12 protein-coding genes are annotated in these 13,203 nt (G+C 34.9%); all 12 read right to left on the bottom strand.

What is annotated here, in order from left to right; translation table 11 throughout:
- Nucleotides 1–9: 9 nt before the first annotated feature.
- Genes TAGGR_RS02070 through flhB form a run of 12 tightly spaced genes read right to left on the bottom strand, consistent with a single transcriptional unit; the run spans nt 10 to nt 13,202 of the window.
- Nucleotides 10–1,065 (bottom strand): protein-glutamate methylesterase/protein-glutamine glutaminase, encoded by a 1,056-nt coding sequence (locus tag TAGGR_RS02070; protein ID WP_059175704.1) that lies wholly within the window; start codon nt 1,063–1,065, stop codon nt 10–12.
- Nucleotides 1,066–1,076: 11 nt separating this feature from the next.
- Nucleotides 1,077–2,261, bottom strand: coding sequence for a protein phosphatase CheZ (locus TAGGR_RS02065; RefSeq protein ID WP_059175703.1), 1,185 nt, complete (start codon nt 2,259–2,261; stop codon nt 1,077–1,079).
- A gap of 11 nt (nt 2,262–2,272) precedes the next feature.
- The gene (locus TAGGR_RS02060; RefSeq protein ID WP_059175702.1) at nt 2,273–3,967 is read right to left on the bottom strand and encodes a chemotaxis protein CheA; all 1,695 of its coding nucleotides are present in this window, start codon (nt 3,965–3,967) and stop codon (nt 2,273–2,275) included.
- Nucleotides 3,967–4,371 (bottom strand): chemotaxis response regulator CheY, encoded by a 405-nt coding sequence (locus TAGGR_RS02055; RefSeq protein WP_153000416.1) that lies wholly within the window; start codon nt 4,369–4,371, stop codon nt 3,967–3,969. The genes TAGGR_RS02060 and TAGGR_RS02055 overlap by 1 nt, the downstream gene beginning before the upstream one ends.
- A 12-nt stretch (nt 4,372–4,383) precedes the next feature.
- The gene (locus TAGGR_RS02050; protein ID WP_059175701.1) at nt 4,384–4,758 is read right to left on the bottom strand and encodes a response regulator; all 375 of its coding nucleotides are present in this window, start codon (nt 4,756–4,758) and stop codon (nt 4,384–4,386) included.
- A 13-nt stretch (nt 4,759–4,771) separates the two neighbouring features.
- Entirely contained in the window at nt 4,772–5,623 is an 852-nt protein-coding gene (locus TAGGR_RS02045; RefSeq protein ID WP_059175700.1) for a CheR family methyltransferase, read from the bottom strand.
- Entirely contained in the window at nt 5,620–7,500 is a 1,881-nt protein-coding gene (locus TAGGR_RS02040; RefSeq protein ID WP_059175699.1) for a HEAT repeat domain-containing protein, read from the bottom strand. Before TAGGR_RS02040 ends, TAGGR_RS02045 begins: the two co-directional genes overlap by 4 nt.
- 42 nt (nt 7,501–7,542) lie before the next feature.
- Complete coding sequence (locus TAGGR_RS02035) at nt 7,543–8,259, bottom strand: sigma-70 family RNA polymerase sigma factor (protein ID WP_059175698.1); 717 nt, start codon at nt 8,257–8,259, stop codon at nt 7,543–7,545.
- 4 nt (nt 8,260–8,263) lie between these two features.
- Nucleotides 8,264–9,070, bottom strand: coding sequence for a MinD/ParA family protein (locus tag TAGGR_RS02030; protein WP_059175697.1), 807 nt, complete (start codon nt 9,068–9,070; stop codon nt 8,264–8,266).
- Nucleotides 9,060–10,085: a flagellar biosynthesis protein FlhF gene (locus tag TAGGR_RS02025; RefSeq protein ID WP_059175696.1), complete on the bottom strand. Its 1,026-nt coding sequence runs from the start codon at nt 10,083–10,085 to the stop codon at nt 9,060–9,062. Before TAGGR_RS02025 ends, TAGGR_RS02030 begins: the two co-directional genes overlap by 11 nt.
- 10 nt (nt 10,086–10,095) lie before the next feature.
- On the bottom strand, nt 10,096–12,138 hold the full coding sequence (flhA, locus tag TAGGR_RS02020) for a flagellar biosynthesis protein FlhA (protein WP_236698881.1): 2,043 nt from the start codon (nt 12,136–12,138) through the stop codon (nt 10,096–10,098).
- 5 nt (nt 12,139–12,143) lie between these two features.
- Nucleotides 12,144–13,202, bottom strand: coding sequence for a flagellar biosynthesis protein FlhB (flhB, locus tag TAGGR_RS02015; RefSeq protein ID WP_059175694.1), 1,059 nt, complete (start codon nt 13,200–13,202; stop codon nt 12,144–12,146).
- Nucleotide 13,203 lies beyond the last annotated feature (1 nt).

Raw genomic sequence — 13,203 nt, 5'->3', positions numbered from 1 at the left:
AACTACCTCCTATACTGCATTTATTATTTCACCTGCCATTTCCTCAAGGGGTACTACTTTGTCAGCAAGTCCAGCTTCCACAACTGCTCTTGGCATACCATATACTACACAGGTTTCCTCATTTTGTGCAAATACTCTTCCACCTGTTTCTTTTATTTTTTTGCAACCCTTTGCTCCATCATTACCCATTCCTGTTAGTATTACCCCGAGTGTTCTTCCTGGATAGCATTCAGCTACAGACATCATTAAAACATCAACACTTGGTCTATAAATGAATTCTTCTTTATCTTCTGATATGGAAACATAAGTTTCAATTCCTCTTCTTTTAATTCTCATATGACCTCTTCCAGGAGCAATATAAACAATACCTGGTTTTATAGGTTCGCCTTCTTCAGCTTCTTTTACTGAAAGCTGACTCAGCTGGTCAAGTCTCTCTGCAAAGGGTTTAGTAAAATTAGGTGGCATGTGCTGGGCAATAACTACTGGCACAGGAAAGTCTTTTGGAAGTTTCGGAATTATCTCCTGAAGAGCTTTTGGTCCACCTGTTGATGTACCAATTGAGACTATTCCGACTTTTCTTTCTGTTGTTACCCTTGTTTTAGGCATTTCAATCTTGGGAACTTCAATTTTTGGTTCTGAAGGTTTAACAACTGGTTTTCTTTTTACAATTCCTCTTTTACCAATGGTTTTAATTTTATCAATAAGCATTCCTTTAATTTTGACTATATTTACAGAAAGTTCAGCAAGATTTTTAGGTATAAAATCAACTGCACCAAGCTCAAGTGCTTCAATAGTCACCTTTGCTCCTTCAGTAGTAAGAGAGCTGACCATGATAACAGGGACCGGACACTTTTGCATTATTTCTTTTAATGCAGTTATACCATCCATTCTTGGCATCTCTACATCCATCGTGACAACATCAGGCTTTAGTTCCTGAACCATCTGAACAGCTTCTAACCCATCTCGTGCTGTTCCTATTACTTTAATTTCAGGATCTTCCTGTAGCATTGATGTTATCGCTCTTCGCATAAAGGCAGAATCATCCACAACCAGAACTTTAATCATGTTAAAACTCCCTAAAAACCAAATTCTTTAAGAAGTTCATCAACATCTTCCTGTGAAACCTTCTCAATTTCTTTTTTAGCAATATCTTTTTCCTCAATCTTTAGTCCAAATGTAGTTATAAGACGGACAAGCTCAACTTCAAGATCTCCTACGAGATTGATTACCTTTTTAAGAACCTGTCCTGTAAGGTCCTGGAAGGACTGTGTTGTAAGAATCTCTGTTAAATCATCTTCAAGAGAGTTCTTAAATTCTCGTAAAAATTCTACACTCTCTTGAGGTCCTTGAAGTCCTCTAATATGGTTTGCCAGATCATCCATCTTTAAAATATACTTCTCAACGATTTCCATCGTTTTATTGGCTGCTTCCTCTGTTTTATCAATGACCATCTGAAGTTGATCAACAGCTCTTGGCATTTGTTCAGTAGCTATTTCTTTTAATCTTGGATCAAGCACTTCTCTAAAGCTTTTTAATGCGTCATGAAGTTTCCTTGCAACTTTTCCAACTTCTTTGAATAGATCACTCTGACTTTTTTGAATTATGTTATTCATTATTTTATCTGCCTGCTCGTAATCTCCTTGTGAAACAGCATTCATGAAATTGGTTATTTCTTCAATCAAAATATATTTTGGATCGTCCTTCCCTATACCTTTTTGTTCATAAAACTTAACTGGATCTATAACTTCAGTAACTGTCATTTCTCCACCTATTCCACTTATTTTTTTTATCACTTCTAACTTTTCTCCTTCATCATGAACCTCAACAATTTCTTCTTCAAAAAGGCTTTGATCTTCTGCAGGAATCAATTTTTTTGTGTCAAGCAGTATAAGCAGTCTATCATTTAGTCGGGCAACACCTTCTATTTGGGTCTGTCCATGTTGCATAAATTCCTCAGCAGGTTCAATAGTTTTTTCATCTATGTTTATTACTCCAGTAATATCATCAACTAATGCACCGAAAGTTATCTTTCCTGAGGAAATAACAATTACTTTTCCTGCATTGTTTTCTTCTGGAATACCGAGAATTCTTTTGAGATTAATAATCGGAATTACTCTACCACGAAGATTTGTTACTCCCTCTACATAATATGGTACTCCTGGCATTTTTGTTATCTGTGGGAGTTTGATAATTTCCTGAACCTTAAGAATAGGAACTGTGTATTCATTTTTCCCAAGAATAAATCCAATATACTGTCTCATTTCTCTCTCCTTTATTTTATTGCTAAAACTTTTCTTGAAAGTATAGCAAGATCAAGAATTAAGACAACCTTACCATCTCCTGTGATTGTAGCTCCCATTATTCCACACTCCTCAGAGTCTACACCATTTATGGTTTTTATCACAATCTCTTCCTGTCCTAAAACAGAATCAACAGATATACAGAATCTCTTATCTCCAACACTTGCTACAAGAATGTATTTTCTATCAGACTCAATGCTATTAGGTACTCCAAGAATTTCATTGAGAATGAAAAGTGGTAAAACTCTATCTCTTATAGTAAGTACCTTTTGCCCTGTAACTTCTTTTATGTCATTGATATTTATTCTTAATGTCTCTTCAATCATTGACTGAGGTATGGCATATACTTCATCTCCAACCTGAACCATCATTGCCTGAATTATTGCTAGAGTAAGAGGTAGACTTATCCTGAAAGTGGTTCCTTTATCTTTTTCTGTAAATATCTCTACATATCCATTGAGTTTTGCCACATTTGACTTCACAACATCCATTCCAACTCCTCTACCACTCAACTCTGTTGAAACATCCTTTGTAGAAAAACCGGGTAAAAAGATTAAATTTATTATCGCCTCTTCAGACATTTTCTCAGCTTCTTCCAGTGTAACAAGCCCTTTTGAAATTGCCTTTGCTCTTACTGCTTCAACATCTATTCCTTTACCATCATCTGAAATATCTATGACGATTTGAGTTCCCTTTTGATAGGCATTTATGACAATTTTGCCTTTAGGTGGCTTACCTTTGGAAAGTCTCTCTTCAGGTGATTCTATTCCATGGTCTATTGAATTTCTTATGATATGGACAAGAGGATCTCCGATGTTTTCAATTACTGATTTATCAACTTCTGTATCTTCACCAATGATCTCAAGATCAACCTCTTTTCCAAGAGTCCTTGCAAGGTCTCTCACCATTCTTGGAAATTTTACAAAAACTTTCTGTAAGGGTTGCATTCTCATTTTCATTACAGCGAGCTGAAGATCTGAGGTAACTCTATCAAGAAATGAGGTAGTTTCAACGAGTCCTTCTACATGTTCATCGCCTCCATATTTTGCCTCAAGTTTATTGGACAGATTAAGAAGTCTATTTCTGGCAAGAACTATTTCTCCAGCAAGATCCATTACTTTGTCTATTCTCTCAACATCTACCCTTAAAGTAGAAATCTCTTTTTCTTTCTCTTTTTCTTTTTGAGGAGCCTGTGCAGGTATCTCTTTTGGCTCGGTTGTTTCAACTTCAGTAGTAAACTTTTCTATAGGCTCTTTCTGTTCTGTAACTTCCTTCTTGGAAGCTCTTTCAAGTGCACTGTCAAGTAAATCTAAAACAGGCTGTATATTTTCAGTATATTCCTCTTTTGCCTTTACATGAGAAATCAACACCTTTAATGTATCTACTGCTTTTAAAATAGCATCAGTAAGTTCTGGTGAAATTGAAATCTCTCCCTCTCTTACTTTCTTCAATATTGTCTCAGCTCTGTGAGCAACATCAACAATATTCTGAAATCCTAAGAATCCTGCAGCCCCCTTTAGAGTATGCATTCCTCTAAATATTTCATTAATTATTTCAGGATCCTGCCCTTTATTTTCGAGCTCTACGAAGAGAGGATCAATTTGTTCAAGAATCTCTTCTGCTTCCAATATAAATTCATTTATTATCTCATCCATCTCATCAGCCATTACTGTCCTCCTTTAAGAGATGGTCTTTTCTGAGCAATCTTTTCCAGTTTTTCCTTTAAAACTTCTCCTGTGAAAGGTTTCACTATGTAATTGTCAACTCCTGCTTTTATAGCTTCAATAACCTTTTCCTTCTCTGCCTCTGCTGTAACCATTAAAAAAGGTAAATCTTTGAGTTTAGGGTCGCTTCTTATATGTTTTAAAAGTTCTATTCCTTCCATTACTGGCATGTTCCAGTCTGAAATAACAAGTCCATAGTCTCCACTTTTTAGCTTTTTTAAAGCGTCCTCTCCATTTTCTGCCTCTTCAACATTTTCAAATCCGAGCTGTTTCAAGAGATTTTTTATAATTCTTCGCATTGTTGGAAAATCATCAACTACCAAAACTTTTATTTTGAAGTTAAACATTTTTGTCCTCCTTTATTTCCCTAAAATTTTTTTCAATATCTTTTTCATACTTTCAGTAATCTGTTCAGCATTTGTAGGTTTTACTAAATAGTCATCAACTCCTGCTTCAAAGGCTCTCTTTTTTTCATCTTCATCAGCCTCTGTTGTTATCATAACAATTGGAATACTTGCAATCTCAGGATTTGACCTAACCTGTTTTGTAAACTCTATCCCATCCATATATGGCATATTCATATCTGTGAGAATTAAGTTTATTTTATCAATACCGAGTTTCTGTAATGCTTCAAGACCGTTCTCAGCAGTAACAACTTCATATCCTTTACTTTTCAAAATTAGAGAAATCATCTTTCGTGTTGTTTTATCATCATCTACCACAAGAATTTTCATAATATCCTCCTTATCAGACTTTTTGATATACTACAACTTTATTAATCACAACAGGACGAAATGCTCTTGTAATATTATGAAGACTCTCTGATGTTCCAACAAATAAATATCCTTTAGGTCGTAAAACATCATAAATTAAAGACACTGCCTTCTTTTTTGCTTTTTCATCAAAGTATATCAAAACATTTCTACAAAATACCACATCAATGCCCTTAAGCTGTTTAACTTCTTTTTCTTCTATGAGATTTATATTCATAAATTTTACCATTGACTTTACAGTTTCGGAAAGAACATAAACACCGCCCGAATCTTTAAAATACTTTGCCATATACTGTGGAGGCACATTGCGAATAGAATAGGAACCATACATACCTTTTCTTGCAGACATTAAAACTGATTCACTTATATCAGAGGCATATATTTCTTTTCTAAAAGAGACTAATTCAGGTTTTTCAAGCAATATCATTGCAATTGTATAAGGTTCTTCTCCTGTTGAACAGGCAGCAGACCATATCTTTATGTCTTTTCTTCCCATCTGTGAGTTTTCCTTGATTATCTGAGGGACAAGATTATTTGAAAATACTTCGAACTGCTGAGGCTCTCTAAAGAAAAAAGTTTCATTTGTTGTGATTGCATCAAAGAGCTTTGCAATATCATGCTTATTTGCACTGTATCTTAAAAAATAAAGATAATCTTCATAGCTACGAAAGTTTTTTTCTTTAAGAATCCTGCTAAGTCTGTTCTCAAGAAAGTACTTTTTATTGTCAGGCACATAGATTCCTGTTTTTTCATAAATAAAATCTCTCAGTTGCCTGAATACTTCATCATTTATGGATAAAGAAGAGGAAGCAGTTAATGTTGTCATATTCTCTGTAAAACCTCCTCTATTTTTTCTCTAACTCCTTTGTCAGGATGGTTCTTTTTAGATACTAAAATATCATAAATTTCTGCATTGACTATATCGGCTAATGCCTCCACAGTAGCAATTACTACAGGAGGGAAGGGATCATCTAAAAGAGGAAGCAGTTTTTCTCCTAAAATTTCTGGATCGCAGGCTTTACTCACAGCCTTTACAGTATAGTATCTTATCCAGGGATCTTCGTCGTTCAAACATTTCCATAGTTCTTCTGAACAGAAATTTGCCTCTCCAAGGGCTAATATCGCTGTCTTTTTTAACTCTTTATCATCAGATTTAATAAATTCTATAACCTTAGATATGGCTTCTTCTGTACCCAATACACCAAGTCTATATATGGCTGCTTTTTGAACTTCCTTGTCTTCGCATTTAGTAAGCATAGTTAAAATGTCCATTGAATATGCTATATCTGCAAGAGCCTTCTTTACTTCTCTTCTGTAGGACTTGAGGTTTTTTAAAAACTTTTCCTGATCAATTGATATAAGTGCTGAGACAATTTCTTCAATGATGTCTGGATATGTTTCTATTTCAAGTAAATGAAAGAGCGGCTCATAAGCTTCTGAAGCTCTTATCATTCCAAGAGCCTTTATCGCTGCTTTTCTAACATTTGCATCCTGATCCTCATGACTCTTTTTAATGAGAGATTGAATTGCATCTTTACTTCCGATTTCACCAAGTGCCTTTGCAGAGGCTATTCTTATATCTCTTTTTATGTCTTCAAGAAGTTTTAAAAGAACGGGAACTGCTTTCTTACTTCTCAGTTTTCCAAGTACTGTTATCACAAAAGCTTTTGCTCTATATCTAAGCTTATTTTTTTCAATCAATGCGATAAGTTCATCTTCTGAATCTATGGAAAGTAAGACTGACTCTAAAGTTTCAATTTTTTCTTCATAGTCAAAGCAGTTTGGATCAAGAGCTCCTGCTTCTTCTACAATTAACGGGACTGCTTCCACAAGATTTAAGAGTTTCACTCCTTTAAGTCCTATAAGCTTATCTTCCCATTCTTCTTCTTTAAGAATTGAGAGAATTTCCTCCTTTAAATCCTGTCCATCGGGTAAAACTCCTATACTGATTAAAGCTTTAACAATCTCCTTTTTTTCATCCCGTGTTGCAACAGTGAAATACTTTAAAAGAGGCTCCGCCACTTTCTCAGTTCCTAATTTCCTGAGAGTCTCTATTGCTTCTGATTTGATTAATAATGAATCTGTGCTTAAGAGAAGTTCACCAATTTTATCTATAGCATCAACTGCCTGAAGTTGAGCAAGAGCCTGTAAAACATAAAAAACAACCCACTCTTCATCCTGTAGCCTTTCAACTAAAGCAGGGATTGCCTCCATGTATCTAAGTTCTCCTAATGCATGGGCAGCAGCTGCTCTGACATTACCATTCGGATCATTTAACAATGGAATTATCCTTTCTCCATCAAATCCTGTTTTTATATCAGCAATTAAGTCAAGAGCAAACTTCCTAATATCAGGGTCTTTATCTTTAAGTAGTTTATAAATAAGTTCTGGTGACCTATGTCCAATTTCTTTAATTATTAAAAGTGCCGTATTCCTTAAATATGCCTCTTCTTCTCTTAACAAAGGAACAACCATATATGTGATCACTTCTCCTGAATTTATTAGAAATCTATCTTCACTTCCGAGAAAGATGAGAGATTGAGTTGCTGCTTCCTGAACCGCTGTACTTTCATCTCTTAATGCTTTGATTAGTGGATAAACTGCTCTCTCATCACCATTACTTAATTCTTCTGCTGCATGCCTGCGAACCGAAGGATCTGGATCATTAAGAAGCTTAAAAACCACATGCTTTATGTTTTTCATAATTGAACCTCCAAAATTACGCTTGATAATATTATACAAAAATTATTTTTCAATTAAACTATTTTCAAGAAAATTTTTTAACTTTAAAAGACTCTTCCCATGAATCTGACTAACCCTTGAAAGAGAAACTCCCAGAATATTTGCAATTTCTTTCATATTCAACTCTTCATAGTAATATAGAGAAATAACAATTTTTTCAATTTCTGAAAGACTCTCAATAGCAGCAGTAAGCCTTTCTTTAAGTTCACGAAAAGATATATCTTCAAAGATGTCCTTTCCATCTGATATAACTTCAGAAAGATTTAATTTATCCCCTTGGTGAGTGATTACAGGATTGTCCAAATCTATTACATCAGAAGCTGTTATGCTCTGATATATCTCCTGCAATTCTGTCGGGGTAATATTTAGAGAGGTTGCCAGTTCTTCATCTGTAGGTTCTTTCCCTGATTCTTTAAGAGTTTTCCATGCTTTTTTTAAATCTTCCACTTTTTTTCTGTATTCTTTGGAAAAAACATCAAGAGAGCGAATTTCATCGATTATAGCTCCCCGTATTCTGTATTCTATAAAAGAGGCAAGGGGTACATTAAGTGAAGGATTGTACTTATTTAATGCTTCAAGCAATCCTTTAATTCCAGCAGAGATTAGATCTTCAAGCTCAATAACGGAGTGAACAATATTATGATATCTTAAAGCATGGTGCTTTATTTTTGGTAAAAACTGTTTGATAATTTTCTCTTTTTCATCTTCAGAATAAAGCATAAATCTATTTATTTAAAGCTTTTTTGAGGAAAAACTGCATTCCTCCTTTTAATAAATCAACTTCTATTTTAAGAAACTGTTTTGCAATTTCTGCAAGTTTTTTTGAAAACTCTGATGTTGGATATAAAGTTATGTATGGTTTCTGGGAAATAACAGCTTCCTTTATTTTTTCATCGTATGGAAGTTCTCCAAGCCAATCAATTGATATTCCAAGAAATCTTTCGGTAACCATAGATAGTTTTTTAAATGTTTCTTTTGCCTCTTTATGATTCCTCACACTATTTACAACAATACGAAAATTCTGCTCACCATACTCTTTATAAAGTACCTTAATCAATGCATAGGCATCTGCAATTGAAGTAGGTTCAGGAGTAACAATTACAATTGTGTCATGGGCAGCAGAGCAGAAAAAAGTTACATTGTCTGAGATCCCTGCACCTGTATCAATCAAAAAAATATCGTAGTTTTTATCAATATTTTCAAGTTCTTCAATGATTTTCATCTTTTGTCCGTAAGAAAGCTGAGTGAGTTCTCTTATTCCAGAGCTGGCAGGAATAATATCAATTCCCTCAGAAGTTTTAACAATTATGTCTTTAATCGACTTTTCACCTGAAAGCAGATGTTTTATGTTGTATTTTGGTGCTACTCCGAACATAATATCAATATTACTTAAACCTATATCAGCATCCATAAGAAGAACTCTTTTTTGCATACTTCTAAAAACTAAAGCAATATTGACCACAAAGTTTGTTTTTCCAACTCCTCCTTTACCACTTGAAACAGCCACAATTCTTGGTATGTTAGTTTTCACAGACTCCTCCTACAATAAGATTAGGTATTGTATTTGGAGGAAATACCCGAGCCTGAGACTCACCAAAAGCTCCCGATGTAATAAAACTTACAGGCTTACCTGATAAAACTGAAAGATTATATAAAGAACCGTAATTCTGAGCTAAATCAATTTTACTAAAACCTATACAATCAACTGCCCCAGTGTCAACTTTCTTCAATGCTTTGGTATTTGAAGACATTGACATGGAAGCATCCATTATAAGACACTTTTTAATAGGCACATCCTTTAAAATACTTTTCAGCTCTGCTGCAACACTTATGTTTGTATCTCCGGGAGTATCAACGAGTATCTTTTTTCTGTCAATTTCCTTGTGTATTATTTTGTAAAGCTCTCTCATTTCACTTACAAATTTAGCCTCACACTTTAGCTTTAATGCTATTTCCTTTATGTAGGCTACAGAAGAAATTCTTGAATCAACTGAAAGAATCATTATTTTATCGTTAGTTGATCTCAAAATTTGACCCATTTTAAAAATTGTCGTTGTTTTACCTACGCCTGGCAATCCATAGAAAATAAAACCTCTTTCTTCATCAAAATTATTTTTACAGATTTTTAAATCCTTTTCAATTGCCTCCCTTAACTCATTCATATTATCAGCCTTTTCTATGAGCATCAGAGCAAGATATGGTTCTACATTATTTTTAATCAGAAAATTATAAAGTCCTCTCTTTGAAAGATCATCAAGACAAGGAAATAATTTTGTAACACTCTCTCTTAGAAGGCTTACTTCTGTTTTTAGCCTTTCTATCTCTTTAAAAAATGCAGAGTTAATTTCAGGATAAACTTTACTGCCTAAATCTTGAGCAGAATCTAATCCATCATCTATGGCAGCAGTAACCTCTATGTAAGAACGATTTGAAAGAGGTTCTTTTTTAGAAGAAGATGAAAGAATCACAGCATCTGGTCCCAATTCTTTCTTAACTATTTCCAACACCTCTTTAAAGCTTTTACCTTGAAACTTTTTTATCTTCATAAAAACCTCCTCAATCAGGCTTTACTGTAGCAAGCATCAGTATTTTTACTCCTGGAGAAATTTCCTGAGGCGATAAAACTGGTAAAGAAGGAGATACTCTCTCCATTGCTCTCTTTATAAATCTTCTTATAGCCTGTGAACAGATTAAAACAGGCTGATACCCTCTAATTGTCGCTTCATCAGCTACTGCTTTTACCTTTTCAACTGTTTTCTCCATTAACACAGGATCAGGAGCAAAAATCATGCCCTGAGGTGTTGTTTGCAAAGATTCAATAAATGTCTTTTCTAAAGAAGGATCAAGTAAAATCGCTGTAATTGAACCGTCAGGATTTTGAACACTTTTTGTTATTCTTCTTGACAGTGACTGTCTCACATACTCTGTTAAAATATCAGGATCCTTTGTGACATTAGCATATTCTGCAAGGCTTTCAAGTATGGTTTGTAGATCCTTTATTGAAACTCTCTCTCTCAGAAGATTCTGAAGAACCTTCTGAACCTGAGAAAGACTCAAAAGATTGGGTATTAAATCATCAACAACTCTTGGATGGGTTTTCGCAAGATTATCAAGAAGCCTTTGAGTTTCCTGTTTTCCGAGAAGTTCATAACCATAGTTTTTGAGAATTTCTCTAAGATGAGTAACAATCACTGATGGTGCATCAACAACTGTAAAGCCAAGCATCTGAGCCTTTGATACATCTTTCTGCTCAATCCATAAAGCATCCACTCCAAAGGCAGGGTCTTTTGTTGGAATCCCTTCAAGTTCCTGAGAAGGTTTTGCACCGATTGCAAGAAATCTTCCTGGAATTATCTCTGAAGTAGCTATTTCAACACCTTTTATAAGAATACTGTATTGAGAAGGTTTTAACATTAAATTATCTTTTATATGAATTGAAGGGACTATGTAGCCCATCTCCATGGCAATCTGCTTTCTAAGAGAGCGAATTCTTTCAACAAGAGAACTTTCACCTTCAACAAGTGGAATAAGGTTGTATCCAATTTCAAGAGAGATGGGATCAACCCTGAGAAGACTCTCAAGTTGAGCTTCCATTGTAATAGGTTTTTCTTCAGCTGGAGGAGGTGGCAATACCTCCTTTTCCTTTCTTTCCTTTGTAATCATAAGATAGGCAATAGCACCTGAGACAACAGCAATAATTATAAAAGGAAGATGAGGAAGTCCTGGAATTAATCCAAGTAAAAGAAGAACACCTGAAGCTGTGGCAAGAGTTTTAGGATTTTTAAAAAGTTGATTGAGGATATCCTGTCCAAGATTTGACTCAGTAGCTGCCCTGCTAACTACAATACCTGCTGCAGTTGATGTAATAAGTGCAGGAACCTGAGCTGCAAGCCCATCACCTATTGTTAAGATTACATAAGTCTGAACAGCATCTCCTATAGACATGCCTTTTTGTAAAACTCCGATAAGAATTCCCCCAATGATGTTTATAATCATGATAATTATTGCAGCAATAGCATCACCACGAATGAATTTGCTTGCACCATCCATTGCTCCATAAAAATCAGCTTCTCTGCTTATTTCTTCTCTTCTACGTCTTGCTTCTTTTTCATCAATAAGTCCTGCATTGAGATCTGCATCTATACTCATCTGCTTACCTGGCATTGCATCAAGGGTAAAACGGGCTGAAACCTCTGCAATTCTTCCAGCACCTTTGGTGATTACTATGAAGTTGATTATCACAAGAATTAAAAACACAATTAAGCCAACTACAAAGTTTCCACTTACAACAAATTCACCGAAAGCCTTAATTACCTTTCCTGCAGCTTCTGTGCCAAGTTCTCCTCGGGTAAGAATAAGTCTTGTTGAAGCTATATTTAAAGACAATCTTAACAATGTAGCAATCAACAAAATAGATGGAAAAACAGAAAAATCAAGAGGTTTTCTCACATAGGATGCCACAAGAATAATAAGAATTGAGAGAGTTATACTCATCGTAAGCGAAAGATCAAGCAGAAAAGGAGGAATTGGCACAATCATGAAAATAAGTATCAAAATTATGCCTACTGCAACCAAGACATCACTTCTTATGTAATTCATTATATTCATGCGATCTTCTTCCCTTTAAGGTTGTAAACTGTTGCTAAAATTGTGGCAACTGCTTTATAAAGTGCCTCAGGAATTTCCTCTCCAACAGGAATTTTATATAGAACTCTTGCCAGTGGTTTATTTTCATAGATTGGGACACCTGCTGCTCTGGCTAACTGTTTTATTCTTTCGGCAAGAATGTTTGCTCCCTTTGCAACAACCTTCGGTGCATTCATATTTTGAGAGTCATACTTTATACATACAGCAATATGAAGAGGGTTTGTTATTACCACATCAGCCTTTGGAACTTCCTGCATCATTCTTCTTCTTGCTATTTCTCTTTGCAGACTTCTTATTCTTGCTCTTACCATTGGTGAACCCTCTGTTTCCTTGAACTCTTCCTTTATTTCCTGTTTCGTCATTCTCAAATTTCTTTCATACTGCCATCTCTGATATGCAAAATCTATACCTGAAAAAACAGTCAGCATTATCAGGCATGCAAGAAAAAGTTGGTAGATTTTCTCAAAGCTCACTCCTACAATAGCTTTTATATCCATATCTATTAAAAGTGGCAAGATATTGATATCCTTCTTTAAAACAAAGTATATAACAAAACCGAGAGCTATCAGTTTCAAAACACCCTTTACTGTCTCAAACAAAGCATTAAGAGAAAACAATCTTTTTATTCCTTTAATCGGACTTATTCTTGATAAATCAGGCACTAATGGAGCTCCTGTAAAAAGAAAACCTGTTTGAATAAAATGAACAAGTAATACACTAAAAAGAACAACTCCTCCAAGTGGAGCAAACTGTAAAAAAAACCATTTTATCTCACTTTTTATTATGGCAAAGAGAGCACCACTTATGTAGTCAGGATTAAGTCTTGTAAATGACTCTTTTAGATGTTGTTGTAATGCAATAAAGAAACTTCCGGAGAAAACAAAATAGAGAAAAATTATCCATGGACTGACTATACTTGTAAGTTCCCGGCTTCTTGGAACTTCACCTTTTTGTCGGGCTCTTTCTCTCCTTCGCGGGGTCGCCTGTTCTGTTCGTTCTTGAAGTTCTTCTGGCATT

Origin of the sequence: Thermodesulfovibrio aggregans (assembly GCF_001514535.1) — a bacterium.
Classification (GTDB): domain Bacteria; phylum Nitrospirota; class Thermodesulfovibrionia; order Thermodesulfovibrionales; family Thermodesulfovibrionaceae; genus Thermodesulfovibrio; species Thermodesulfovibrio aggregans.
This window is presented reverse-complemented; position numbering and strand designations above follow the sequence as displayed.

Coding starts and splice junctions, on each gene's coding strand:
- TAGGR_RS02070 (WP_059175704.1), bottom strand. CDS start 1,065: ATGATTAAAGTTCTGGTTGTGGATGATTCTGCCTTTATGCGAAGAGCG.
- TAGGR_RS02065 (WP_059175703.1), bottom strand. CDS start 2,261: ATGAGACAGTATATTGGATTTATTCTTGGGAAAAATGAATACACAGTT.
- TAGGR_RS02060 (WP_059175702.1), bottom strand. CDS start 3,967: ATGGCTGATGAGATGGATGAGATAATAAATGAATTTATATTGGAAGCA.
- TAGGR_RS02055 (WP_153000416.1), bottom strand. CDS start 4,371: ATGTTTAACTTCAAAATAAAAGTTTTGGTAGTTGATGATTTTCCAACA.
- TAGGR_RS02050 (WP_059175701.1), bottom strand. CDS start 4,758: ATGAAAATTCTTGTGGTAGATGATGATAAAACAACACGAAAGATGATT.
- TAGGR_RS02045 (WP_059175700.1), bottom strand. CDS start 5,623: ATGACAACATTAACTGCTTCCTCTTCTTTATCCATAAATGATGAAGTA.
- TAGGR_RS02040 (WP_059175699.1), bottom strand. CDS start 7,500: ATGAAAAACATAAAGCATGTGGTTTTTAAGCTTCTTAATGATCCAGAT.
- TAGGR_RS02035 (WP_059175698.1), bottom strand. CDS start 8,259: ATGCTTTATTCTGAAGATGAAAAAGAGAAAATTATCAAACAGTTTTTA.
- TAGGR_RS02025 (WP_059175696.1), bottom strand. CDS start 10,085: ATGAAGATAAAAAAGTTTCAAGGTAAAAGCTTTAAAGAGGTGTTGGAA.
- flhA (WP_236698881.1), bottom strand. CDS start 12,138: ATGAATTACATAAGAAGTGATGTCTTGGTTGCAGTAGGCATAATTTTG.
- flhB (WP_059175694.1), bottom strand. CDS start 13,202: ATGCCAGAAGAACTTCAAGAACGAACAGAACAGGCGACCCCGCGAAGG.